This is a genomic window from Sphingomonas oryzagri (genome assembly GCF_029906645.1).
Classification (GTDB): Bacteria; Pseudomonadota; Alphaproteobacteria; order Sphingomonadales; family Sphingomonadaceae; genus Solisphingomonas; species Solisphingomonas oryzagri.
Window position 1 is genome coordinate 22255 of record NZ_JARYGZ010000004.1, and the last position, 25078, is coordinate 47332.

Here is a 25078-nt window from a genome sequence, read left to right on the forward strand (position 1 = left end):
CCATCTCCCGGAGCGCTCATTCTCTCGTCATTGCGAGCGTCGCGAAGCAATCCACGGCGTGGCGCGTGGATCGCCACGCCGCTTCGCGGCTCGCGATGACGACCGATATCAGGCCGGTGCCTGCCCGAAGCTCGGCGGACGATCCTGGCGCGCGGTGCCGAATTGCGAGGGCTGCGGACCCATCGCGAATTCCAGCGTGCCGCCCTTGATCAGTTCGGCATGCGTGATCCAGTTCTTCGTCCACGGCCGCCCGTTCCAGCGCACCGACTGGACGTAGGGGCTGGCCGGGCCGTTGCCCGTGGCGCGGATGCGCAGGCGCTTGCCGTCGCCGACCTTCACGTCCGCCTCGTCGAACAAGGGCGAGCCGAACACGTAGACCGTGCTGACCGGATCGACCGGGTAGAAGCCCAGCGCCGACAGGACGAACCACGCGCTCATCTGCCCGCAATCGTCGTTGCCGGCCATGCCGTCCGGTGCGGCATGATATTGCTCGGTCAGCAGCCGGCGAACCATCGCCTGCGTCTTATGCGGCGCGCCGCAATAAGCGTAGAGATAGGGGGCGTGCTGGTCCGGCTCGTTGCCGTGGACATATTGGCCGACCATGCCGGCGATGTCCGGCGGGGCGTTGGCCGGCAGCGTCGAGGGCGCGGTGAACAGGGCGTCGAGCTTCGCCTCGAACCCCTGATCGCCGCCGAACAGGCCGATCAGGCCGTATATGTCGTGCTGGGTAAGGAAGGTCGCCTGCCAGCCGTTCGCCTCGGTATAATCGCGCCACCAGGGCTTGGGCATGTGGCCCAACTGGATCGGATCGTAGGGCGTCCACCAGCTGCCGTCGGCGAACTTGGGCCGGGCGAAGCCGATCGAGGGATCGATCACGTTGCGATAGTTGAGGCTGCGCTTGCGGAGCGCGGTCGCATCGTCCTTCGCGCCGATCGCGTCGGCGATGTGCGCCATCGCCCAGTCGTCATGCGAATATTCCTGCGTGCGGCTGACCGACTCCCACACCTTGTCGGCGGGGATGTAGCCGAGGTTCTGGTAGTAATCGCGCCCCAGCGTCGCGTCGCTGCCCTTGGACGTGGGATCGAAGGCGCGGAGGCGGATGGCGGGCCAGGCGGCGGCATAGTCGGCCCTGATCCCCTTGGCCTGCGCCTCGGCGAGGATCGAGACCGAGTGGGTGCCGATCATGCACCCCGTCTCGAACCCCTGCAACGGCCAGACCGGCGGTCCGGACGGGCTTTCGGCGGTCTGGCGGATCAGGTCGCGCACGAACAGCCCGGCCTGCTCGGGCTGTACCAGAGTGAGGAGCGGGTGGAGCGCGCGATACGTGTCCCAGCAGCTGTAGGCGCTGTTGGCGCGTTCGCCTTCGGGGAGCTGGTGGACCTGCTGGTCCAGCCCCATCGCGCGCCCGTCGCGATCGGTGAAGAGCGTGGGGCCGATGAAGCAATGATAGAGCGCGCTCGCCATGATCGCGCGCTGATCGGCGGTGCCGCCGCTGACCTTCACGCCATCGAGCATCTTCGACCAGCCGCGCGCGGCGTGGCGGCGGGCGCGGTCGAAGCCCCAGCCCGGCGCCTCGGCCAGCGCGTCGCGCGCACCTTTCACGTCGATCGCCGAGATGCCGGTCTTGATCTGGATCGGCGCGGTGCCGGCATCGTCGAAGACCAGGGCGACCTTCAGGTGATTGCCCGTCACGCCCTTCGCGCCGGCCGGGGCGGGGGCGTCGTTATCGCCGAAGAACAGGATGCTTGTCGGCTTCCTCGACAGCATCATCGCGAAGTGGATGCGCCGTCCGGCCGCCCAGCGGAACACGCGGCGGCTGCCGGTCAGCGTGCCGTCGGCGTCGATCGCGAGCGAGGCCTCGTCGATGCGGGTCGGCTCGTCGGGCTTGTCCTGCTGGATGTGGGCGAGGTCGATCAGAATATGCCCCGGCCCCTTGGGGAACAGGTAGCGGTGCAGGCCGGTGCGTTCGGTGACGGTGAGCTCGGCGGCGACCCCGTTTTCGAGGCGGACGCGATAGTAACCCGGCTCGGCATGTTCATCCGAATAACGCTGGCGATAGCCGGCGTCGGGGTTCTCGACCGGGCCGGGCACCAGCTTGAGCGGGCCGGTGGCCGGCACCACCAGCACGTCGAGCATGTCGCCGACGCCAGTGCCGGACAGGTGGGTGTGGCTGAACCCCATGATCGATCGATCAGACTGGTGATAGCCCGAACTCGCGTCCCAGCCGACCGTATTGGTGTCGGGCGAGAGCTGGACCATGCCGAACGGCATCGACGCGCCGGGGAAGGTGTGGCCGTGGCCGCCGGTGCCGACGAACAGGTTGGGCGCGGCAGCGGCAGGGCTCTCGGCCCAGCTGCAGGAGGGTAGCGCTCCGCCCAGCGCGGCGAGGCCGGTCCCGGCAAGCATCTGGCGGCGCGTGGGGGTCATGCAAGCAACTCCGGTTTGCGGTCGGCGATTTCGACGATCAATTGTCCGAACAGCGCGTTGGCCCAGGCGAACCACGGCCGGGTGAACTTGGCCGGATCGTCCTTGTCGAAGCTCTCGTGCATGAAGCCGGTGCCGCCGTGCGTGGTCTTGAGCCAGTGGAGGCACTGGCGGATGGTGGCATCGTCGTCGGCGTTCATCGCGCGGGTGATGATCGACATCGGCCAGATCTGGTCCTGCCCGATATGCGGGCCGCCGATGCCCTCCGCAGCCGTGCCCCTGTAGAAATAGGGATTGCGATCGCTCCACGCGAGCGCGGCGGTGCGGCGGAAGAGCGGGTCGTCGCGGTCGGCGGCGTCGATCAGCGCGAGGCCCGAGAGGCTCGGCACATTGGCATCGTCCATGAAGATCCAGTTGCCGAAGCCGTCCATCTCATACGCCCAGACCTGCCCACCCTTGCCGTCGGGGATCAGGGCGTGTGCCTTGAGCACGCCTTCGACCTCCGCCGCCAGCGCCTCGGCGTCCCGTGCTGAGGCATCGTCGCCGCGCGCCTCGCGATGGACCTGCGCGATCTTGCGCAGCGCCGAGACGGCGAAGAGGTTGGAGGGGATCAGGAAGGGATAGACGCAGGCGTCGTCCGAAGGCCGGAAGCCCGAATGGATCAGCCCGATCTTGCGCGTCGGCGCGCCGTAGCCGCCCATCGGCAGGCTGTCGGTGGGGGCCGCCGCCTTGCGCTGGAAATGATAGGGGCCGGGGCCGTCCTTGCGCTGCTGCACCCGGAAGGTCGCCACGGCGAGCCGCGCTGCCTGCGACCATGTGGCGTCGAACGGCACCTTGTCGTGTGTGCGGGTCCAGTAGCTGTGGGCGAGCCGCATCGTGTAGCAGAGCGAGTCGATCTCCCACTTCCGCTCGGCGACGCCGGGCTTCATGTCGGTGTCGTCGGTCTGCGACCAGTCGAGGTTCGACTTCGCCGCCGGGTCCTTCATGAAGGCGTTGGCATAGGGATCGATCAGGATGCAGCGCGCCTGCCGCTGGATCAGGCCGCGATACATCTGCCGCAGTTCGGCATCCTGCGCGGCGAGATGGACATAGGGCTGCACCTGCGCCGAGCTGTCGCGCAGCCACATCGCGGTGATGTCGCCGGTGATGATGAAGGTGTCGGGCTTGCCGTCGACGCTGCCCGTCTCGACCGTGGTGTCGAGCGTGTTGGGGTAGCAATTCTCGAACAGCCAGGCGAGTTCGGGATCGGCGATCCTGCGCTTCACCCGCGCGATCTCGGCCTCCACCGCCTTGCTGACGAAGCGGCGCTGGCCGATGGGCGGGCGGTGGGTCGCGAGGGCGGGGCCGGCGGCGCGCAGGGGAAAAGCGGTGGCGGCCGCCAGCGCGCCCGCGCCGGCGAGGACGGTGCGGCGATCCATGGTCATGCTCCAATTCCCCGTTCGTCCTGAGCCTGTCGAAGGACGTGCTGCAGGCGCAGCGCTTGGGGCACGCACTTCGACAGGCTCAGTGCGAACGGTGCCTTTTGTGCAGGAGCCATCATTGCCCCTTCGCCGCCGTCATCGAGAAGGGCGCCGCCGCCTTGCTCGCGCCCCACGCCTTGTTCGGTGTCGGCCCCATCACGAAGCGCAGCGTGCCGCCCTGCGAGAGTGCGTCATGGGTGAGGTAGGTTTTGTCCACCGGCCTGCCGTTGAGGCTCACCGACTGGATGTAGACGTTGGCCGGGCTGTTGTTCTGCGCGTCGATGGTCAGCACTTTGCCGGTCGGCATCTTCAGCGTGACGGTGCGGAACAGCGGGCTGCCGATCGCATATTGGCCGGTCGCCGGCGTCACCGGGTAGAAGCCCAGCGCGGAGAAGACGTACCAGGCCGAGGTCTGGCCATTGTCCTCGTCGCCCGGATAGCCGTCCGGCACCGCCGCATAGAGCCGCTTCATCACGTCGCGCGCGTGATACTGTGCCTTCCACGGCTGGCCGGCCCAGTCGTAGAGGTAGATCATGTGCTGGATCGGCTGGTTGCCGTGGGCATATTGGCCCATGTTCACGATCTGCATCTCGCGGATTTCGTGGATGGTCGTGCCGTAATAGCTGTCGTCGAACACCGGCGGGGTGGTCCACACCGAATCCAGCCGGTCGACGAACTTCCGGTCGCCGCCCATCAGGTCGATCAGGCCCTGCACGTCCTGCATCACCGCCCAGCTATAGTGCCAGGCATTGCCCTCGGTGAAGGCATCGCCCCACTTGAAGGGATTATAGGGCGTCTCCCACGATCCATCCTTGTTGCGGCCGCGCATCCAGCCGGTCTGCGGATCGTAGAGCTTGCGGTAATTCTGCGCGTGGCTCTGGTAGAGCGCGACGTCGCCGGTCTTGCCCAGCGCCTTGGCCATCTGGGAGATGGAGAAATCGGCGGTCGAATATTCCAGCGTCCGCGCGGCATTCTCGTTGATGCCGACATCGTAGGGCACGTAGCCGAGCTTGTTATACCAGTCGACGCCCTCGCGTCCCTCGGCCGAGATCGTCTCGCCCTTCTTGTCCGTCGGGCGGCCAGTGCCGACCGTCGCGTTCTTGATCATCGCCTGATAGGCCGTCTCGGCATCGAAGCCGCGCACGCCGTTGGCATAGGCATCGGCGATGATGTTCGCCGAGTTGGAGCCGATCATCACGTCGCGATAGCCGGGGCTGGCCCATTCGGGCAGCCAGCCGCCTTCCTTGTAGGTGTTGACGAGGCCCTGCATCATCTCGCTGTCGCGTTCCGGATACATCAGCGCGAACCACGGGAAGACGGCGCGCCACGTGTCCCAGAAGCCGTTGTCGGTATAGAGGAAGCCGGGGTGCACCTTGCCGTCATAGGGGCTGTAGTGGACGGGTTTCCCGTCCGCCCCGATCTCGAAGAACATGCGCGGGAATTGCAGCATCCGGTAGAGCGCAGAGTAGAAAGTGCGGCGATTGTCGAGGTCCGGGTCGTTGATCTGGACGCGGCCCAGCTCCTTCTCCCACTCGGCCTTCGCCTTGGCTTCGGTCTGGTCGAAACTGTCCTTGCCGATCTCGGTGTCGAGATTGCGGATCGCCTGCTCCGGGCTGATGAAGGAGGAGGCGATGCGGACGTGGACCTGCTGGCCGTCCTTCGTCCTGAACGACACCACCGCGCCGACATGCTTGCCGTCCTGCGTCAGCGCATCGGCGAGCTTCTGGTCGTCGCCCCAGCTCTGGCTGACGGTGAAGGGCGTGTCGAACTCGGCGACGAAATAGTTCTTGAAGTTGTCGGGCACGCCGCCGCTGTTGTTGCTGACGGTGCCGGTGATGCGGCGGTGGGCGGGGTCGATCCGGATCGAGGATCCGCCATTCTGCCCATCGATCAGGATGTGGGCGTCGTCGCTTTTCGGGAAGGTGAAGCGGAACTGGGCGGCGCGATTGGCCGGCGTTACCTCGGCAGTGGTGTCATAATCGGCGAGGTAGACCTTGTAGCTGTAGGGGTGCGATTCCTCGGCCTTGTGGCTGAACCAGCTGGCGCGGTCCTGCTGGTCGATCTTCACCGGCCCGGTCTCCGCGAACAAGGCGAAGGCGGCGTAATCGTTCATCCAGGGGCTGGGCTGGTGGGTCTGCTTGATGCCGTTGATCTTCTCGGCGTCGTAGGTGTAGCCCCAGCCGCTGCCCATCTTGCCCGTCACGGGCGTCCAGCTGTTCATCCCCCACGGCACCGCCACCGCCGGATAGGTGTTGCCATAGGAGAGCTTGGGGTTCGATGCGGTGCCCATCAGCGGGTTGACCATGTCGGCCACCGAGGTGGGGATCTCGGCATGTGCCATCGAAGCGAGCGACAGGATCGTGCCGGCTTGGAGGAGGGCGCGGACGATCTTGCGGTTCACTGGGAAGCTCCTTTCAGGGGGCGGGGATCAGGCCCGCTGTTGGTCATCACGACGGGGCGGATGGTGTCGTCGGCGTTGAAGATCATCTTGTCGATGGCGAGCTGGCGATGCTCGCCCTTGTCGTCGTCCAATGGGCGGCGGTGATAGACGATATACCAGTCGTCGGTGCCGGGAATGTTGACCACCGAATGGTGCCCGGCGCCGCGCGCGATGTGGAAATCCTGCGCGAGAATCGTCCCCATCGGCTTGAACGGCCCGGTCGCGCTCGGCCCCATCGCATAGGCGACGCGATAGTCCGGCCCGGTCCAGCCGCCTTCGGACCACATCAGGTAATAGACGCCCTTGCGCTTGATGAGGAAGCTGCCCTCGACATAGCCGGGGGGCGTGATCTCCTTCCACGTCGTGCCGTCCGCATAGGGCAATACGTGGCGCAAGTCCTTCGACAGCCGCACGACGTTGCAATGGCCCCAGCCGCCGTAGAACAGGTAGACCTGCCCGTCGTCGTCGCGGAACACGAAGGGGTCGATCGGTTGCGCGCCGTTGTGGAAGGCGCCGATCAGCGGCTTGCCGATCGCGTCCTTGAACGGGCCGCCGGGCTTGTCGGCGACGGCGAGGCCGATGCCGCCCACTTCCTTGTCGTTCTGGATGTCGTTGGCGCCGAAGAAGATGTAATATTTGCCGCCCGCCTCGATCACCGAGGGTGCCCAGACGGCATAGGCCGCCCACTTCACGTTTGCGACGTCGAGCACATGCTCGTGCTTCGTCCAGTGGACGAGATCGGGCGAGGAGAAGGCGTTGAAGAAGGTCTGCTGGTTGTAGGACGGGCGGACATGCTCGCCGCTACGGAGCCGGGCCTGTTCAGGCGTGAAATGCGGCGAGATGTCGGGCTTGCCGAAATCGTCCGAATAGGTCGGGTAGATCCAGTATCGGTGGTCGAGGATGCGGATCTCGGGATCGGCATACCAGCCCGGCACGATCGGGTTCTTCGCAGGCGCTGGTGCTGCGATCACAGCCAGCATGACGGCCCACCATCCGATCCCGCGCATCCGCCTCATCCACTCCCTTCGATCAGAAAAAAAAGCGCGGCACCGCAAGGGGGAGCGGTGCCGCGCCGGCGCTGTTCGGGGATCAGCGCCGCGTCAGAAGTTCCACTGCACGCCGGCGTAGAAACGGCGGCCGGTATACTGGCTCGAATAGAAGCGCGCCTTGGTGTCGTTGCCCAGGTGCGAGGTCGCTTCCTCCTTGGTCAGGTTGATGACCGAGGCGGTGAGCGAGAGCGCCGGGGTGATGTTGTATTGCGCGTTCAGATCGACCTGCTGATACGGGTCGTTGTAGACGTTCAGGCCCGAGACGAGGCCTTCCACCTGCGTACCGCGACGGTTGTACGAAGCGCGCAGCAGGATGCCGTGCTTTTCGTAGAAGACCGACGCGTTCCACTGGGTCTTGGAGCTGCCGACCAGCGGCGAGGTGCCGATCTTCTGGCCGTCGAGCGTCACGTCCGCGGTCGAGGTGTGGTTGAAGGTGAAGTTGGCCTGGATGCCGATGCCGAACGGGAAGGTGTGCTGGGCATAGACCTCGACGCCTTCCGACACCGCGCTCGCGCCGTTGGTGTTGGTCGAATATTGCTGCACCACCACGTTCTGGCCCGCGACGTCCTGCGCGAGATCCACCACGACCGGGACGACGAAGTTCTTCACGTCCTTGCGGAACAGCGAGACGCCGAAAACCGAGCCGCGGTCGAAATACCATTCCGCGCCAAGATCGTAGGCCCAGGCCGAGAACGGCTTGAGATCGAAATTGCCGCCATTGCCGAACCAACCGGCACGCTCGCCGAACTGCGCGCGGTCGAAGGTATAGGCGTCCGAGTGGAAAGTAAGCGAACGGGCCGAGGCGAGATCGTCGAACGACGGACGCGCCACCACCTTCGACACCGCGCCGCGGATCAGCAGCTTGTCGGTGACGTTCCACACCACGTTGAAGCTCGGCAGGATGTCCGTATAGCTCTTGTTCTCGCTGTTCGGCGAGTAGACGCGAACCTCGCGATCCTGCTGCGGAATGACCTGGCAGTTGCCGTCGGGGCCGAGCGGCCGGTTCGGATCGAACGGACCGCCGGGGCCGTCGACGCAATAGTCGTTCTCGTAATAGAGCGTGTCGGTCGAGACGCCGGACTGCTTGGTGTTGACGATGCGGACGCCGATGTTGCCGCGCAGCTTGTCACCGACCTTGTAGTTGGCCTGGATGTAGCCCGCCCAGATCTTCTCCTTGATGTCGTAGCGATTCTGCGGCTGCGGCACCTTCACGGCGCTGCCGTAGGTCTTGTTCAGATAGTCGATATACTTCTGGACGTCGATCGCCGGGAAGAGGCTGGCATTGAAGCCGCCAGGGATGTTGGTGATCGGGTAGAAGAAGTCGCCTTCCGCATAGGCGCCGTTCGGGCCGTCCTGGAAGCGGGTCAGCGTGGCGGGATCGGAATACCAGTCGAGCTCGCCCGTCTTGCGGGTGATCTCGCCCAGGCGCCACTTGCCGCCGACCTGGATCGAATCGAGGATACCGTCGAAATGACGGGTCACGTCGACCTGCGCATAGCGCTGCTCGATCGTGGCGTTGGTGTAGCCCGAGCCGGTGGAGCCCTGGTCGACCTGCGCGACCCCGTTCTGCAGGTTCTGCATCAGCTCCGGCGAGAAGTTCAGGTTCAGGCCGCCGTTGCTGAAATCCCACTGGCTGAGGTTGTTGCCGTTCTGCGTGACGGTGCCCGTCAGGCGCGGCTTGGCGGCGACGTAGAATTGCTGCGAGGGGCCGCCGGTCGCGCGCGTCCAGCCGGCGACGGCGGAGACTTCCAGCCTGTCCTTGTGCCAGTCGACATGCGTCTCGAGCGTGTTCGAGATGTCCTTCTCTTTCGAGTAGGTATCCTGCATCTGCGGCGTTTCCATCGTGCAGATCGGATTGTTCGTCAGGCAGCCCGTGCCGTCGGCCGGCACCTGGAAGGTGGCCGACTGCATGATCGTGCCGCTCTTGTCGAACTTCGCGTCGGTGAAGAAGTTGTCATAGCCCCATTCGGGGATCTTGATCGTGTTGTTGGTGATCGTGCGGTTGAGCTGGAAGCGGAAATAGTTGGTGGTGATCCGCAGGTTGTCGGTGGGCTTCAGGTCCAGCGTGGCCTGCACGCCGATACGCTCGCGCTTGTCGACCTTCACCGTCTCGTCGACCGACTGCGGTGCCCAATAGCCGTTATAGTGCGTGCCACTCTGCGTGGTCTCGCCCTTGTTCTGCGACCAGTAGGTGACCGAATCGTCGTTCTCGAACGTGTTGCCGTTGACGTCCGTCGCCGGCGTGCCGCCATCGCGTCCGCCATCCGCCCACCACTGCCAGCTCTCGGTGCCGCCATCCATCTCGCGGTTGGTGCGCTTCTGGTAGGTGCCGGACAGCAGGAAGCCGATCGTGCCGGAATCGTTGTGCCAAGAAATCTGGCCGCCGAGATTCGGCTCGGCCTTGTGGGTCACGTCCGCATAGGTGCCTTCGGCCGAGATGAAACCCGACCAGGGCTTCAGATCGAGCGGGCGACGGGTGTGGAGGATGATCGTGCCGCCGACGCCGCCCTCGTCCAGGCGCGCCTCGGGCGACTTGTAGACGTCGACGCTGCCGATCATGTTCGACGGCAGCAGCAGATAGTTGAACGAACGAGAGGGGTCGCCGCTGTCGGCGGTGGCGATGTAGTTGCCGTTGAGCTCGGTCAGCGTCAGGTCGGACTGGAGGCCGCGGATGCTGACGCTCTTGCCCTCGCCGCCGTCGCGGTCGATCACGACGCCCGGCACGCGCTGCAGCGCGTCGGCGATGTTCTTGTCGGGGAACTTGCCGACATCCTCGGCGGTGATCGTGTCGATGAAGGCGTTGGCGGCGCGCTTGCGGGTGAGGCTGGCCTCGATCGAGTGGCGGTAGCCGGTGACGACGATGTCGCCGGCGCCGCTCTTCGCCGTGTCGGTCGGTGCGGGCGGGGCCGAAGTGGCGGCCTGCGCGGTGACGATCGGGCTGGGCGCGGGCTGGGCCGCATCCTGCGCACAGGCGATGCCGGAGACGGCCGCGGTGGTGCTGACGCCGAGCAGCAGCCGCGCGATGGCGCGACGGGATGCCTGAGCACCGGATAGACGACGAGCGTTCATTTCAGACAGTCCCTCCCTCTGGACGCGGCCCAATCCGACCACGCCTGTTTTGTTGTTGCGCCGCCCGTTGCCCCGGTTGCCCGAGGCGGACGCCACTGGGGCGGCGTTTGTCAGATGATTTCAGAATATAAAAAGCAATTTGTCAATTGGATGTGTCGTAGCGCTGGGGGTCATCTGCAAAAAATTTTCAAGATACTGATATAAATGATTATTTTCGAGGTACGCTGACCGCGCGCGCTTCGCCCGCCGTGGGTGAAATGGCCCCGTCGCCTTATCTCGCCGCTGAAATGTTGCAGGAATCACGCAGCAGCGAGGTGCAACATACCCCTCCCGCTCACCGGCGGGCAGCCCTCGCCGGAGGCTGCCCGCCTGCAGGGTCGTCAGTGCTTGCCGTCCGCTTCCCATAGCGGCGCCGCGATCCTGGCGAGGTCAGCGGCCGATGCCTTGGGAACAGCGCGGTCGTAGGTTATGAGACCGTTGATCTCGTCCTCGACATCGGTGGTCTGCGTGTAAACGGAGGCGCTGAGGCCATTCTCGCGCGCCTGCCGGATCACTTCGCCCAGCTTCCTGCGATAGCGGGCGAGATAGTCGGCCGAATCCTTCGCCGACTGATAGCCCCAATTGTCCTTGCTCGGCCGCCAGACGTGGCCCGGAATGGCCATGCCGATGCCGCCATATTCGCCGATCACGATGGCGCGGACACTCTGGCGGGTAGGGGTGTGCGGCGTGTCCTCGTAGGTGTGGATGTCGAACACGTCGGAGACGCCCGGCGCCACATCCGACCAGCCGCTGTCGGCGTCGACCAGCCGCGTCGGGTCCATGCCCTTCACGTATCGCGCGAGCGTGGCGCTGTCATACTGGCCCCAGCCCTCGTTGTTGACCACCCATAGTACGATCGACGGGAAGGGCCGCAACTCGCCGACCATGCGGGTCAACTCATTCTGGTTCTCGGCCATCATGTCGGACGACATCACCGCCTGCGCCTGAGACGTGCCGGTGATGAACTGGTCCTCGCCGCCGCCCGACGGCATGTCCTGCCAGATCAGCATGCCGAGATGATCGGCGTCGTAATAGTAACGCGCCGGCTCGACCTTGATGTGCTTGCGGACCATGTTGAAGCCAGCCGACTTCAGGAAGACGAGGTCGCTCTTCATCGCCTCTTCGGACGGCGGGGTGAGCAGGCCATCGGGCCACCAGCCCTGATCGAGCGTGCCGTTGTTGAACAGCGGCTTGTTGTTGAGCAGGATCATCGGCTGACCGGCGATGGTGCCGGGGCCGACCGAAACCTTGCGCATGCCGAAATAGGTCTCGACCTTGTCGCGCACCGCGCCGGTCGGCTGGGCGGCCGCGTAGGTCTCGTCCTCGCGCTTGGTGAAGCGGGCGTCGTAGGCATTGTGATCGCGGTCGGCGATGCCGGCATAGGGATCCTTCACCGTCACCAGCTCGGCGGTAAGATCGTAGAGGAAGGGATCGTCGGGCGACCACAGGTGCGCGTTCGGGATCGCCAGCGTCGCGCGGCGATTGGCGCGGATCAGCGTGCTGGCGATCACCTTGCCCTTCGATGAGGCGGTGATGCGCACCCCGTCGGTGTCGTTCGCCCAGCCGCTGAGCGCCACCGCGACGTCGAGCGTGCCGCGATCGATGTCGGGCGTCGCGCGTACGTCGGCGATGTGGAGCGCGGGCACCGGCTCCAGCCACACCGTCTGCCAGATGCCGCTCGACGCAGTGTACCAGATGCCGTGCGGATCGAGCGACTGCTTGCCGCGCGGCTGGCTGCCCGCGGACGTCGGGTCGGCGACCTGCACGACCACCTCATTCTGGCCGGGCTTGAGCGCCGCGGTGATGTCGAAGCCGAAGGCGTCCGACCCGCCCTTGTGCGCGCCGACGGGTGCGCCGTTCACCCAGACGATCGCCTCGTAATCGACCGCGCCGAAATTGAGCATGACGTGCTGGCCCGCCCAGTCCGCCGGCACGGTGAAGCTCCGGCGATACCAGACGCGATCGTCCGGCAGCACCTTGCGCGCGACGCGCGACAGCTTCGATTCGACGGGGAAGGGGACGAGGATCTCGCCGTCCATCTGCGTGGGCTGCGGCGCCGATGCCTTGGCGATCGCATATTGCCACAGGCCGTTGAGATTCTTCCACGCGGCCCGCTTGAGCTGCGGGCGGGGGTAGCTCTGCCAGACATTGTCCGGCGTCACCTGCTTGCCCCATCGGGTCATCAGGTCGCTGGTGTAGACATGATCGCCCGCCTGTGCGGGACTGGCGACGGCGAGCAGCCCGAAGGCGAGGGCCAGGGTGGTTCGTTCGATCAGTCTGTGCATGTCCTCGCCTGTTGTTATCCGGCCTCAGGCCGTGTCTTCGGTGATGGCCCCACCAGTCGGAGCCTTCCAGAGCGCTCCCGGCTTGGGGAGCAGGAAGTGGCTGAACGGCAGGATCGCGGCGCCGACGGCGGGCGCGTCCTCCGAAAGCGCGGCGCGCGCCACCGGGGCGAGCGTCGGCAACTGGCCGGCATGATCGCGCAGCAATGCGTTGGCGCGATCGGCGAGCTGTTCGACGAGGCGGCCGGGCAGGCGTCCGCCCATCAGCACCATCGCCGGATTGATCAGGCAGTTCACCGCGTCGAGTGGCCCACAAAGCTGCGTCGCGGCCTGCTCGATCCAGTCGGCGACGCAGGCGTCGAGCTTGGGCGCGGGGGTGTATTCGCCCATCACGTCGGACAGCTTGAAGCGCTTGGTCGCCAGATGACGGGCGAGGCCGGAGAGCGAGACGAGCGTCTGGATCTGCTCGCCCGGCCCGTCGGGTCCGGCGACGCGCATGAAGCCCAGCTCGCCGGAGCGCCCGGCGGCGCCGCGCACATAGGCGCCGTCGATCACCAGGCCGCCGCCGAGACCGGAGGAGACGAGGATGTAGAAGAAGCTGCTGGTCTTCTGGCCGAGGCCGAGCTGCATCTCGCCCATCGCCGCCGCCGCCGCATCGTTCTCGACGAAAACGGGCAGGTCGAACGGCTCGGCGAACAAGGCGGCGAGATCGGTGCTCTCCCACTGTGCGTAGTCAGCGGGGCGGCCGGGCAGGTCGACCGAGCCGAGATCGTCGGGCACCGCGACGCCGATGCCGATCAGCTTCGACTTGTCGACCTTGGCGCTCTTCAGCATCGCCTTGATCGACTTGCGGTAGAAGGAGCGGACGTAGTCGGGCAGCGCGAAATCGACGTTCGCGGTGGCGCGCGCCAGCGTCTCGCCCGCGAAATCCACCAGCACGATGGTGATATGGTCGCGATCGATGTTGACGCCGATCGAATGGCAGGCGTCGCGCCGCACGACCAGCTTGGTCGGCGGCTGGCCGCGCCCGCCGCGTCGCTGGCCGGCCTCCTCGATCAGCCCTTCGTCGAGAAGGCGTCGGGTGATGTTGGCGATGGCCGGCGCGGTCAGGCCGGTGATGCCGGCCAGCTCGACGCGGGTCAGCGAGCCGCAGACGCGGATCGCGTGCAGTGTCACGCGCTGGTTGTGATCGGCCGCGCGCTCCAGGTTGGTGCCGGAGAGGCGCGGGCGGGTGCGGGGAGGGCTGGTCGTCATGCTGCGCGACCGACGAAGAGAGACGGAAGAAAGCGGAACTGTGTCGTCATGAGCCACCGAGAGACTGGTTCGATGGCGGACAGGTAGCACAGAGATGGCCGGGAATATTGCAGAACGGTCGCACAGCGGCGATGATCGTCATCGGCGACATGGCGCGACGATCGTCCCCTCATCCTCCCCGCTTCCTCCCATTGAATTATGCAAATTGATGTATTAATCGAGATGCGAACCTGCGCAAGCCTTTAACGAAGAAACGCCGCCGGCTTTTCGGCGGCCGGCGCGTGGCGAAGGGGAGATGGATGCGTTTCGACAGGCGGTACGGCTGCGCGCGGTCGGCAATCCGATGAACGTTCAGAAGCGGGGTGTCGGCACCCATGACAGCAGTCCGTCGTCGCTGCCCTTCGCCGGTGTCGAACTGGGCGGCACCAAATGCGTGTGCACATTGGCGCACGGGCCGGAACTGATCCTCGATCAGCGCACGGTGCCCACGACGACCCCTGCAGAGACGCTGCCGGCGATCCTTGCCGTCCTTGAGGAATGGCATGACGGGTTCGGTTTCGCCGCTCTCGGCATCGCATCGTTCGGGCCACTCGATCTCGATCCGGTATCCGCCGGCTATGGCCGGATCCTCGCCACCAACAAGTCTGGCTGGCCGGGCACCGATGTGCGCGGAATCCTGTCCCGCACATTTCCGGTTCCTGTCGGCTTCGACACCGACGTCAACGGTGCGGCGCTCGCCGAGATACGCTGGGGCTGTGCGGAAGGCATGGCGGATTTCGCCTATGTCACCGTCGGCACGGGCGTCGGCGTCGGCCTGATCGTTCACGGCAAGCCGACGCGCGGCATCGGGCATAGCGAGATCGGGCATCTGCGCGTGCCCCGCCTGCCCGATGACGCGGCGCCAAGCGTTTGCAGTTTCCACGACGATTGCGTCGAAGGGCTGGCCTCGGGCAGCGCGCTCGCCGCGCGGCTCGGCGAGCGTGCCGTCGATCAGGTTCCGGCCGACGATCCGGTGTGGGAGCCGATCGTCGCCGCGCTCGCCGCCATGGGCCATGCGGTGGCCTGCACGACCGGACCGCGCCGTATCGCGATCGGCGGCGGCGTACTCAACGGGCAGGCGCACCTGCTGCCGCGCATCGATGCGGCGCTGCGCGAAAGCATGGGCGGCTACATGCCGCTGCCACCGGCGGGCGAATATGTGGTCGCACCGAAGCTGGGCGGCCTCGCCGGTCCGCTCGGGTCGATCGCGCTGGCGATCGAGGCGCAGACGGTCTGAAGGAGGAACACGCGTGACGATGAAGCGGGGATGCTGGGCCATGCTGGCGACGGCGGCGATCACGGCACCGCTGTTGGCCGCACCGCCCGCCGATCCGGCCGCGCTGGTCAATCCGTTCATCGGCACCACCAACGGCGGCAACGAATTCCCCGGCGCAGTCCTGCCCTTCGGCATGGTATCGTTCAGCCCGGAGGAGACGCCGCTTCCGGGCAGCGGCCTCGTCGTCGCGGCGCCGGGCGGGTATGAGTGGCGCTCCAACGGTGTGCGTGGCTTCGGCCTCGCCCATGTCTCCGGGTCTGGTTGCGCGGGTGCTGGCGGCGACATTCCGATCATGCCCGTCACTCGCGCGGTCGAGACGTCGCCCTCGGCACCGGGCGGCGGCAATCTCTACGCCGCCTATCTCGATCATGGGAAGGAGCAGGCCAGCCCCGGCGCTTATGCGGCGAAGCTGGGCAACGGCGTCGCGGTCGATCTCTCCGCGACGCTGCGCACCGGCGTCGCGCGCTTCGCCTTCCCGGACGACAAGCCCGCCAACCTGCTGTTCCGCACCTCGGACACCGAGGTCGGCTCCAGCGACGCCACCATCCACATCGACGCCGCGCATCGCACCGTCTCGGGAACGGTCACCAGCGGCAATTTCTGCGGCTATCTCTCGCCCGACCGGCGGCAGAGCTATTACACGCTGCACTTCGTCGCGGTGTTCGATCGCGACTTCAAGGTGGGCGGCACCTGGACTGACGGCGAGGTCCATGCCGGCGCAACCGACGCGAAGGGCGGCACCGGCTACGGCAACGACGGCTTCCCCGTGCCCGGCAAGGGATCGGGCGGCTGGATCAGCTTCGACGCCGGCGCGCCGGTCACCATGCGGGTGGGCATTTCCTATGTGGACGATGCCGGCGCGCGCGCCAATCTGACACGCGAGAGCCCGGCCGGCACCGGCCTCGACGCCACCCGCACCGCCGCCCGAGCCGCCTGGAACCGCGAACTCGGCCGCATCGCGATCGAGGGTGGCACGGATGACGAGCGCACCGTCTTCACTACAGCGCTCTACCATTCGCTGATCGACCCCAGCATCGCGAGCGATGTCGACGGTCGCTATCGCGGGATGGACGGCACGATCCATCACCTCGCCGACCGCCAGCAGGCGCAATATGCCAATTTCTCGGGCTGGGACGTCTATCGCTCGCAGCTGCAACTGGTGACCATGCTGGAGCCGAAGGTCGGCTCCGACATCGCCCAGTCGCTGCTCAACCAGGCCGACCAGAATGGCGGCGTCTGGGATCGCTGGACGCATATGACCGGCGCGACCGGGGTGATGAACGGTGATCCGTCCGCGCCCGCCATCGCCGCCATTTACGCCTTCGGTGGCCGCGATTTCGATGTGCGCCGGGCCTATGCCTCGCTGCTCAAGGCGGCGACTGTGCCCAATGCCAAGGATCTGAGCCGCACCGGTTGCCCGGTACTGTGCGTCGGCCAGCGGCCCGGCCTCGATCAGTGGCTGTCGCTCCACTACATGCCGGCCGGCGCGCCGGGCTGGGGATCGGTGTCCGACACGCTGGAGATGGCGGCGGCGGACTTCGGCCTCGCGCAGCTTGCCGGGATGCTCGGCGACAAGGCCAACGAGCGCCGCTTCCTCGATCGCGCGGGCTGGTGGCGCAACCTCGTCCACCCGACCTCGGGCTATATCCAGCCGCGCCGCCCGGACGGCAGCTGGCTGCCCTTCGATCCGGCCTCCGACGACGAGTTCGTCGAGGGCAGCGGTGCGCAATATCGCTGGATGGTGCCGTTCGACCCGGCTGGGCTGTTCGCCGCGATCGGCGGGCGCGACAGGGCGATGGCCGCGCTGGACGGCTTCTTCCACGACGACAAGGGAGACTGGGCGGTTACCAAGTCGGGGCCGCTCCATGCCGAGCTGGACAACGAACCCTCGATCGCCTCGCCCTGGCTCTATAATTTCGCGGGCGCGCCGTGGAAGACGCAAGGGGCGGTGCGCGAGGCGATGCGGCGGATCTGGACCAACCGCCCCAACGGCATTTCCGGCAACGACGATCTCGGCGAGATGTCGTCCTGGTACGTCTGGTCGGCGATGGGGCTTTACCCGCTCTATCCGGGGCGCACCGATCTGGTGGTGGGCAGCCCATTGTTCCGCGACATCCGCATCGACCGGCCCGGCGGTGCGATCCATATCGTCGGCGACGGTGCGGCGGGCGACGCGCCCTATGTCCACGCGCTGACGGTCAATGGCCGCGCCACGACCCGCCCGTGGATCGCGCCGGATCAGCTGAAGCGCGGCGGCGAACTGCGCTTCACCTTGTCCGCCGATCCCGACAAGGGCTGGGGCGCGGCGCCCGCCGACGCGCCGCCGTCCTATCCGCCGCTGGGATCGGCCACCCGCCGCTAGCGCCTAGGAGGCGAAGCGGCGCAGCTCGTGCATACTGACGTCGGGCAGGCCGGCGCGGTTGCGCGCGGCATCCCAGCTCTTGAAGATCGAGCGATAGGGCTTCTTCGTGCGCGGATTGGCGATGACGTGGGGGCAGCCGTCCCAGCGCGGCAGCCTTGAGATTATGGCGATCGCCTCGGCATTCAGGAGCATGGCTTCGGTCTCGCCATTCTCGCCCGCGACGCGCCAGGTGCGCTCGACCAGATCGATGTCTTCCCACCGCGCGCCGAGCAACTCGCGGACGCGTAGCCTGGTCGACAGCAGCAGCCCGACGATCGCGCCGAGATGCACGTTGTGGCTCGCGTCCGCCGCCTCGCGGAGCCGCGTAATGTCATCGCTTTCCAGCGGACGGTCGCGCTCGTCGCGTTGCGCGAACTGGCGCTGGATCGGGTTGATCTCGGCGCCCGCGACACCCCAGCGCTTCGCCAGCACGAACATGTAGTTCATCATGCCGCGCAGTCGCCCGGCCATGGCGGGGCCTTGGCCCTGCCGAGCCGTCACCGCGTCCAGCCAGCCGGCAACATCGGCGAAGGCCATCTCGTCGAGCCGGAAGCGGCCGAATTGCGGCACCACATAGGTGCGCAGCCACTCCTCATGAACCTGCCGCGTCCGGCCGCAGCCGGCGAGATGATCGAGATAGCGGGTCACGAACGTCTTTACCGTGGGCGGCGCGTGCGGATCGTCCTGCGGGCCGGCGACCGCCCAGGCCGGCAATTCCGGCGCGACGAGGTTGATGCCGAGCCGATCGGCGATCTGTTCGGCGGACGGCGGCACCGCTTCCTGCCACAGCTGCACGGTCTGCTCCGTCCCGCCGGACGGCAGGCCGAGCCGCGCCAGCGTTCCGGCCGACACGCGCTGGCTGGTGCACAGCCCGCCATTGCCGTCCCCCACCAGTGGCAGGCCGAACTCGACGCCGGTCTGGCGCCGGTTGACGCGGCGGACGGTGGCGCCGGCAAGCTGGCCGTCGCCGAAATCCATGATCAGCGGCGTCCCCGGCTCGACTTCCATCAGGCCGTCGATCAGGGCGCCGGTTTCGGACAGGTTCCGGATGGTGACGGGGTGATAGAAATTGCCGAGGATGACGGCCGCCTTGCGCAGCATCGACTGCCGCTCGCTGCGCTGGCGTGCCGGGCCGGCGGGATTGATCGACCAGTCGCCGGTTTCCAGCTTCTGCATGATCACATCGCGGCCAACCGCCTTGCTGTAGATCCAGCCCTGCACGTGGCTCACGCGCAATCCTCGGATGAGATCGAGCTGGTCGAACGCCTCGATCCCCTCCGCCGTGGTCTCCATGTCGAGCGCCTCGGCCAATGCGACGATCGCCGCGATGATCGCGCCGTTGCGCGATCCCGGCACAGTCACGCCGCGCACGAAGCTCTGGTCGATCTTGATCTTGTCGAACGGCGCCGTCTTCAGATAGCCGAGCGAGGAATAGCCCGTGCCGAAATCATCGAGCGCCAGGCGCACGCCGATATCCTTCAGCATCCCGAACATGCGATCGGTATCGGGCGATTCGCTCAGGAACACGCCCTCGGTCAGCTCCAGCTCCAGCCGACCCGCCGGCAGCCCGGAGTTGGCGAGCGCCGAGATCACGATCTTGGGCAGCGCCTCGTTGGTGAACTGGGTGGGCGAGACGTTCACCGCGACGCGCAGGGCGCCCGGCCAGCGCGCAGCATCCTCGCAGGCGCGGCGGATTACCCATTCGCCGATCTGCTGGACGAGATTGGCCTCCTCCGCGATCGGAATGAACAAGGCGGGCGAGATCGGACCGCGCACCGGGTGCGTCCAGCGCAGCAGCGCCTCGACACCGGTGACGCAATCGGTCCGGCAATTGACGATCGGCTGGTAGAGCAGATCCAGCTCGCCCCTGGCGAGCGCATCGCGCAGATCGTCTTCCAGCAGCCGTCGATCAGTCGCCGCCTGCAGCAGATCGCCGGAGAAGAAGCGGTATCGGCCTCGCCCGCCCGCCTTGGCGGCATAGAGGGCGAGATCGACGTTGCGGATCAGCTCCTCGCTCACGGCACCGTCGTGCGGCGCCACCGCGATGCCCACCGAGGCACCGATGACGCAGCGGCTGTTCGCTACCGAATAAGGCTGCGACAGGCTGGCGATGATGCGGTTGGCGAGATCGCCCAGCCGGCCGCGATCGTCGAGGCCCGGCAGGATGATCTGGAATTCGTCGCCGCCCAGCCGGAAGATCTTTTCCCTGTCGCCGAGGATCGCCAGCAGCCGCTCGCCGACCTGCTTCAGCAGCGCATCGCCCGCCGGATGGCCGAGCGTGTCGTTGACCTGCTTGAAACGGTCGAGGTCGATCAACAGGACCGAGCAGGTGGTCCGCTGGGTGCGCAGCGCGACCATGCCCGCTTCCAGCGTGCGCGTCATGTGCAGGCGGTTGGGCAGGGCGGTGAGCGGATCGTAGAGTGCGAGCTGCGAGGCCTGTTCGGAGGAACGGCGCTGTTCGGTGATGTCGACTCCCGATCCGCGATAGCCGAGGAAATTGCCGGCCGGATCGAACTGGGCGGTGCCGGAGACGAGCCACCAGCGATCGTCGGCCTGGTTCACGGTGCGCAGCATCAACCGCTCGAAATTCGAACGGCGGGTCATGATGAAAGGCAGGTTGCGGCTGATCTCGGCGCCATCGTCGCAGCGCACGAAATGGTCGGAGAAGGCCGATCCGATCACGCTTGCGGGATCGACACCGAGCGTTTCCGCGAGGCTTTCGGTCAGATAGCTCAGGCAGCCGGTGGGATCGGTCGTCCAGAACCAGCCCTGTCCGCTCCGCTCGAAATTCTCGACCAGCGAGAGGCTGTCCTCGACGCGGCCGGACGAGGCGGCACGGCGTGCGGCGCCCGGTGCCGCCTGCAAGGAGCCTGCGGCCTTGCGCCCGTTGAGGATGCTTATTCTCACCAAGACCGAAAATCCCACCCGTGCCCCGCACCGGCGATAGCGCAACGACCTTGGCGAATTGTAAATGCGGACTGGCGTTTAGCGTATTTCCTGCGGCTGGTACGGGCAGCACCTGCACGCAATCTGCACGCTATCTCCTTGCGGGCCGGTGCCGCGATTGCATGGCGCGTCGGCAATCAGGCTTCCGATCATCGGGAGACCTTCATGCGACGTCGCGGCACGCGCTTTTCCTTCCTCGCCAAGATCGCGGTGGTGGTGCCGCTGATCGCGGCGGCGGACATGCTCTTTCAGGACAAGATCGGCTCCTGGCTGGGCGGCCTGATGCTGGCCTGGGTGCTCGCGCTGATCGTGGTGCGGCCCGCGCTTCGTCGTGGCCCGGCGCTGGTCGCGGCCGGTATCGCCGCCGCTTTGGCGCTCGTCATGGCGGACGCGCCCGGCCTGCTCGGCTGGGCGATGTTCTGGGTCGCGATCTCGATCGCCGCGCTGTTGCCCTATGCGGATGGCTTCGACGATGCGTGGCGCTGGGCGGTGCGTCTGGCGGCACATGGCGCCACCGGCCCGCTCGCGCCGATCGTCGATCTGCTGCGCCTGCTGCGCCCGCGCCCGCATCGCGGACGCATCACGATCCGCGCGGTGGTGGCGATCCTTGCCTTGCCGATCGTCATGGGCGCGCTGTTCGTGGCGCTGTTCGCCACCGCCAACCCACTGATCGCGCGCGCCTTCGATGCGATCCGCCTGCCGTCGCCCGGCGAAGTCGCCTTCTGGCTGGCGATGCTGGTGCTGCTCTGGCCCACCTTCCGCCCGAGCCGCTGGCCGACGCGCATCGTCACGGTGTTGCCAGATGCCGAGGTGACGCTGCCGGGCGCGTCGATGCCCTCGGTGCTGATCGCGCTCGGCCTGTTCAACGCGATCTTCGCGATCCAGAACGGGCTCGACATCGCCTTCCTGTGGAGCGGTGCGCCGCTGCCCGCCGGCACAACGATGGCGGATTATGCCCACCAGGGTGCCTATCCGCTGATCGCCACCGCGATCCTCGCCGGGGTGTTCGTGCTGGCGACGCTGAAGCCGGGATCTGCCACCGCCACCAACCCGACGATCCGCCGGCTGGTGACCCTGTGGGTGGGCCAGAACATCCTGCTCGTCGCCTCCTCGATCCTGCGGACCGGCGATTATATCGAGGCTTTCTCGCTGACCGAGCTGCGCATCGCCGCCTTGCTGTGGATGGGGCTGGTCGCGCTCGGCCTCGCGCTGATCCTGTGGAGGATGCTGACTGGCCGAAGCGCCCGCTGGCTGATCAACGCCAATGCTCTGGCCGCGACGATCGTGCTGTCGGTTTCGACGGTTGTCGACTGGGGCGCGGTGGCGGCCACCTGGAACGTTCGCCACGCACGCGAGGTGGTGGGCAGCGGGCCGGCGCTCGATCTCTGCTATCTCGACCGGCTCGGCTCCTCGGCGCTCCCCGCGCTGCTGGAGCTGGAGCAGCGTCCGCTGATGCCATCGCTCAGGGCGCGGGTCGTCCGCGTGCGTCAGGAGGTGATGACCGGGAGTTGGTCCATTGACGATGGCGGCCTCGTCGCCCGGCAGGCGGACTGGCATAGCTGGACGTGGCGCGATGCCCGCCGTCTGTCCCGGGCCGAAGCGGCCGCCGGGTCGCAGGTGAAGCGGCCCGTGTCCATGCCCGCCAACCTTGCGACCTGGTCGTGCGACGGCAGTATCACACTCGCCGCGCCGCCGAAGCCCGCCCCATTGACCAAGGCGGCGAAGCCATGATCCAGTGCCCCATGCCCCGCACTATTCTCGTGGTCGACGACGATCCGCACATCCGCCAGCTGCTCGTCTTTGCGCTCGCCAAGGCGGGGCTGAACACGATCGAGGCGGAGGATGGCGAGGCGGCGCTGGCGCAGGCCCGTGTGCACGGGCCGGACCTGATCGTGCTCGACATCAACATGCCGCGGATGGATGGGATCGAGGTCTGCCGGCGCCTGCGCGGGGAGGGCGATGTGCCGATCCTCTTCCTCTCCTCGCGCGACGACGAGATCGACCGGATCCTCGGCATCGAGCTCGGCGCCGACGATTATGTCACCAAGCCGTTCAGTCCGCGCGAGGTGGTGGCCCGCGTCATGGCGATCCTGCGCCGGGTGAGCGGGCGGCCGCCCGAGGTCGAGCGGGCCGCGACGGCGCTCAGGCATGGCCGGCTCACCCTCGATCCCGAAGGATGGCAGGCGCAATGGGGTGGGGAGGCCGTGGCGCTCACCGTCACCGAGTTCGCTATCCTGCGCACGCTGGCGGCGATGCCGTCCAAGGTGTTCAGTCGCGATGCGATCATCGACCGGCTGCGCGGCCCCGGCTTCGCTCTCACCGACCGGACGATCGACAGCCATGTCCGCAATCTGCGCGCCAAGTTCGCCGGTCACGGCGCCGAGGATCTGATCGAGACCCGGCCGGGCATCGGCTATCGCATCGGTGCCTGCGGCGGATGATCGAGGCGCTCAAGGCGCCGATCCGGCGGCACTGGCCGCGCCTCAGGCTCCGCACGATCCTGCTGCTGACGTTCGTTGCGGTGGCGGCGCTGCCCGGCTTCGGCGCGTTGTTCCTGCGCGTCTACGAGAACACGCTGGTCCGCCAGACCGAGGCCGAACTGGTCGCGCAGGGCGCGGCGCTGGCGGCTGTTGCCGCGGCCGACTGGCCGGGCGCGAAGCCGGTGCCGGAAAACGAACCGCAAGCGATGGATCCGGACGGCGTGGCGGGCGGCACGCTTTCGACCATAGACCTGCGCACGACGCCGATCTTGCCGGAGCGACCCGATCCGGTGTCGTCTGCTTCTCCTCCGCGCGCCGATGCGCTGGCAGCGGCCGGTCGTCTCACCCCGATCCTTCGCGCTACCTCGCGGACGACGCTGGCCTCGATCCTGCTGCTCGATGCCGAAGGACGCATCCTGACCGGGCCGAACAGCGGAGAAAGCTATGCCGCATTGCCGGAGGTCGCGGATGCGCTTCACGGCGATCCCGATACCGTGCTCCGCCGCAATGGCGCCTATCGGCAACGCTACGCGCTCGAATGGCTGAGCCGCGCGTCGGATCTGCGCATCCATCATGCGCGGCCGGTGATCGTCGAAGGGCATGTGGTGGGCGTGCTGCTGCTGTCGCGTTCGCCGCGTGCGCTGTTCCGGGGGCTGTACGAGGATCGCGGCAAGATCCTGTTGGGTATCGGCCTGATCTTCGCCGCGCTGGTCGTGCTGAGCGGGCTGTTGTCACGCGGCATCGCCCGACCGATCGAGGCGTTGAGCGAAGCGACCCGGCAGGTTGCGCTCGGCGGCGGCGGAGTTCCGCAGGTGCCGCCGACGGCGGCGATCGAGATCCAGGCGCTCTATGCTGATTTCGCGCGCATGGCGGATGCGATCGCGCGCCGCTCGCTCTACCTGCGCGACTTCGCCCATGCGGTCAGCCACGAATTCAAGACGCCGCTCGCCGGCATCCGCGGCGCGATCGAGATCCTCGAGGATCATGGCGATGGCATGAGCGAGGCGGATCGCCGCCGCTTCCAGTCCAACATCGCCGCCGACGCCGATCGCCTGGCGCTGCTCGTCACGAGGCTGCTGGAACTCGCGCGGGCCGATATGGCGGGCGGCGTTGTGCCGGCCGACACTGAGCTGGCCCCGATCCTTCATCACATCGCCGACGCCTATCGGGCCGACCGGTTTGCCGTCGTGGTCGAGGTCGCGGGCGGTTCAATCGCCGGAATATCGCCCGCCGTGCTCGAAACCGTGCTCGTCGCGCTGATCGACAACGCCCGGCAGGCCGGCGCCGGACAGGTCAGACTGGTCGTTCGATGGGAAGAAGAGACGGTCGCGCTCGATGTCATCGATGACGGCCCCGGCATCCCGATCGCCGATCGCGCGCGCATTTTCGAGCCGTTCTTCACCAGCCGCCGCGCGGATGGCGGAACCGGCCTCGGTCTGCCGATCGTGCGCTCTCTGCTCGCCTCCGCCGGCGCCACGATCGCGTTGCGCGACGCCGATTCCGGCACCCGGTTCACGCTGGGCCTTCGCGCCGCCGGGTAGCGGATCAATCCTCAGGCTTATGCTGCCGCCGCGCCCGTTCCGCGCTTTCGGCCTTGAGCGGGCGCGAAACCGGGCAGACCTCCTGCACGAAACCATGCAGCGTGTTCGCGAGATTGTCGGGCACCAACCGGTAGAACACATATTGCCCGCGCTTCTCGCTCTCCACCAGCCCGGCGCCTTCCAGAATCGCCAGGTGCTGCGAGACCGCCGGCTTCGACATCTCGAAGCGCGCCGCGATGTCCCCGGCGTTGAGTTCGCTATGCGCGAGATAGGCAAGGATCTTCCGCCTCGTGACGGAGGAGAGGGCTTCGAACACGCGCTGCATGGGTCGTATTTAAGGAATAAGCTAATCACTTGACAAGAGGGGAAGGTATTTAA

At 67.0% G+C, this 25078-nt stretch carries 14 protein-coding genes; 5 read left to right on the plus strand and 9 right to left on the minus strand.

The window, feature by feature from the left end:
- Nucleotides 1-108: 108 nt before the first annotated feature.
- The 7 genes from QGN17_RS18435 to QGN17_RS18465 form a co-directional block, all read right to left on the minus strand.
- Entirely contained in the window at nucleotides 109-2427 is a 2319-nt protein-coding gene (locus QGN17_RS18435) for a GH92 family glycosyl hydrolase (RefSeq protein WP_281046072.1), read from the minus strand.
- Entirely contained in the window at nucleotides 2424-3848 is a 1425-nt protein-coding gene (locus tag QGN17_RS18440; RefSeq protein ID WP_281046073.1) for a glycoside hydrolase family 125 protein, read from the minus strand. The genes QGN17_RS18435 and QGN17_RS18440 overlap by 4 nt, the downstream gene beginning before the upstream one ends.
- A gap of 112 nt (nucleotides 3849-3960) precedes the next feature.
- Nucleotides 3961-6243, minus strand: coding sequence for a GH92 family glycosyl hydrolase (locus QGN17_RS18445; RefSeq protein ID WP_281046239.1), 2283 nt, complete (start codon nucleotides 6241-6243; stop codon nucleotides 3961-3963).
- A gap of 38 nt (nucleotides 6244-6281) precedes the next feature.
- The gene (locus QGN17_RS18450) at nucleotides 6282-7304 is read right to left on the minus strand and encodes a glycoside hydrolase family 43 protein (RefSeq protein ID WP_281046074.1); all 1023 of its coding nucleotides are present in this window, start codon (nucleotides 7302-7304) and stop codon (nucleotides 6282-6284) included.
- 120 nt (nucleotides 7305-7424) lie between these two features.
- Nucleotides 7425-10442 (minus strand): TonB-dependent receptor, encoded by a 3018-nt coding sequence (locus tag QGN17_RS18455; protein WP_281046075.1) that lies wholly within the window; start codon nucleotides 10440-10442, stop codon nucleotides 7425-7427.
- Nucleotides 10443-10822: 380 nt separating this feature from the next.
- Complete coding sequence (locus QGN17_RS18460; protein ID WP_281046076.1) at nucleotides 10823-12766, minus strand: glycoside hydrolase family 2 protein; 1944 nt, start codon at nucleotides 12764-12766, stop codon at nucleotides 10823-10825.
- A gap of 24 nt (nucleotides 12767-12790) precedes the next feature.
- On the minus strand, nucleotides 12791-14017 hold the full coding sequence (locus QGN17_RS18465; protein ID WP_281046077.1) for an ROK family transcriptional regulator: 1227 nt from the start codon (nucleotides 14015-14017) through the stop codon (nucleotides 12791-12793).
- A gap of 343 nt (nucleotides 14018-14360) precedes the next feature.
- On the opposite strand from QGN17_RS18465, the gene QGN17_RS18470 reads away from it, so the two are divergent.
- Nucleotides 14361-15293: an ROK family protein gene (locus tag QGN17_RS18470; RefSeq protein ID WP_281046240.1), complete on the plus strand. Its 933-nt coding sequence runs from the start codon at nucleotides 14361-14363 to the stop codon at nucleotides 15291-15293.
- 19 nt (nucleotides 15294-15312) lie between these two features.
- Complete coding sequence (locus QGN17_RS18475; protein WP_281046241.1) at nucleotides 15313-17694, plus strand: GH92 family glycosyl hydrolase; 2382 nt, start codon at nucleotides 15313-15315, stop codon at nucleotides 17692-17694.
- Nucleotides 17695-17697: 3 nt separating this feature from the next.
- Here QGN17_RS18475 and QGN17_RS18480 read toward each other — a convergent pair whose 3' ends face one another.
- Nucleotides 17698-20640, minus strand: coding sequence for an EAL domain-containing protein (locus QGN17_RS18480; protein ID WP_281046078.1), 2943 nt, complete (start codon nucleotides 20638-20640; stop codon nucleotides 17698-17700).
- 204 nt (nucleotides 20641-20844) lie between these two features.
- Here QGN17_RS18480 and QGN17_RS18485 point away from each other — a divergent pair, with 204 nt between their 5' ends.
- The 3 genes from QGN17_RS18485 to QGN17_RS18495 are packed head-to-tail and all read left to right on the plus strand — an operon-like array spanning nucleotide 20845 to nucleotide 24700.
- Nucleotides 20845-22410 carry a DUF4153 domain-containing protein gene (locus QGN17_RS18485; protein WP_281046079.1) on the plus strand — a complete coding sequence of 522 codons (1566 nt, stop codon included), beginning with the start codon at nucleotides 20845-20847 and terminating at the stop codon, nucleotides 22408-22410.
- Between the two features lie 11 nt (nucleotides 22411-22421).
- Entirely contained in the window at nucleotides 22422-23120 is a 699-nt protein-coding gene (locus QGN17_RS18490) for a response regulator transcription factor (RefSeq protein ID WP_281046080.1), read from the plus strand.
- A complete protein-coding gene (locus tag QGN17_RS18495) occupies nucleotides 23117-24700 on the plus strand; it encodes a sensor histidine kinase (protein ID WP_281046081.1) in 1584 nt (527 codons plus the stop codon). Before QGN17_RS18490 ends, QGN17_RS18495 begins: the two co-directional genes overlap by 4 nt.
- 4 nt (nucleotides 24701-24704) lie before the next feature.
- Here the strand turns inward: QGN17_RS18495 and QGN17_RS18500 are convergent, their stop codons facing one another.
- Nucleotides 24705-25025: a metalloregulator ArsR/SmtB family transcription factor gene (locus QGN17_RS18500; RefSeq protein ID WP_281046082.1), complete on the minus strand. Its 321-nt coding sequence runs from the start codon at nucleotides 25023-25025 to the stop codon at nucleotides 24705-24707.
- Nucleotides 25026-25078: the final 53 nt, after the last annotated feature.

Excerpts from the sequence above, each read along its gene's own strand:
- QGN17_RS18435 (WP_281046072.1), bottom strand. The coding sequence starts at position 2,427 with ATGACCCCCACGCGCCGCCAGATGCTTGCCGGGACCGGCCTCGCCGCG.
- QGN17_RS18440 (WP_281046073.1), bottom strand. The coding sequence starts at position 3,848 with ATGACCATGGATCGCCGCACCGTCCTCGCCGGCGCGGGCGCGCTGGCG.
- QGN17_RS18450 (WP_281046074.1), bottom strand. The coding sequence starts at position 7,304 with ATGCTGGCTGTGATCGCAGCACCAGCGCCTGCGAAGAACCCGATCGTG.
- QGN17_RS18455 (WP_281046075.1), bottom strand. The coding sequence starts at position 10,442 with ATGAACGCTCGTCGTCTATCCGGTGCTCAGGCATCCCGTCGCGCCATC.
- QGN17_RS18460 (WP_281046076.1), bottom strand. The coding sequence starts at position 12,766 with ATGCACAGACTGATCGAACGAACCACCCTGGCCCTCGCCTTCGGGCTG.
- QGN17_RS18465 (WP_281046077.1), bottom strand. The coding sequence starts at position 14,017 with ATGACGACCAGCCCTCCCCGCACCCGCCCGCGCCTCTCCGGCACCAAC.
- QGN17_RS18470 (WP_281046240.1), top strand. The coding sequence starts at position 14,361 with ATGAACGTTCAGAAGCGGGGTGTCGGCACCCATGACAGCAGTCCGTCG.
- QGN17_RS18475 (WP_281046241.1), top strand. The coding sequence starts at position 15,313 with ATGAAGCGGGGATGCTGGGCCATGCTGGCGACGGCGGCGATCACGGCA.
- QGN17_RS18485 (WP_281046079.1), top strand. The coding sequence starts at position 20,845 with ATGCGACGTCGCGGCACGCGCTTTTCCTTCCTCGCCAAGATCGCGGTG.
- QGN17_RS18490 (WP_281046080.1), top strand. The coding sequence starts at position 22,422 with ATGCCCCGCACTATTCTCGTGGTCGACGACGATCCGCACATCCGCCAG.
- QGN17_RS18495 (WP_281046081.1), top strand. The coding sequence starts at position 23,117 with ATGATCGAGGCGCTCAAGGCGCCGATCCGGCGGCACTGGCCGCGCCTC.
- QGN17_RS18500 (WP_281046082.1), bottom strand. The coding sequence starts at position 25,025 with ATGCAGCGCGTGTTCGAAGCCCTCTCCTCCGTCACGAGGCGGAAGATC.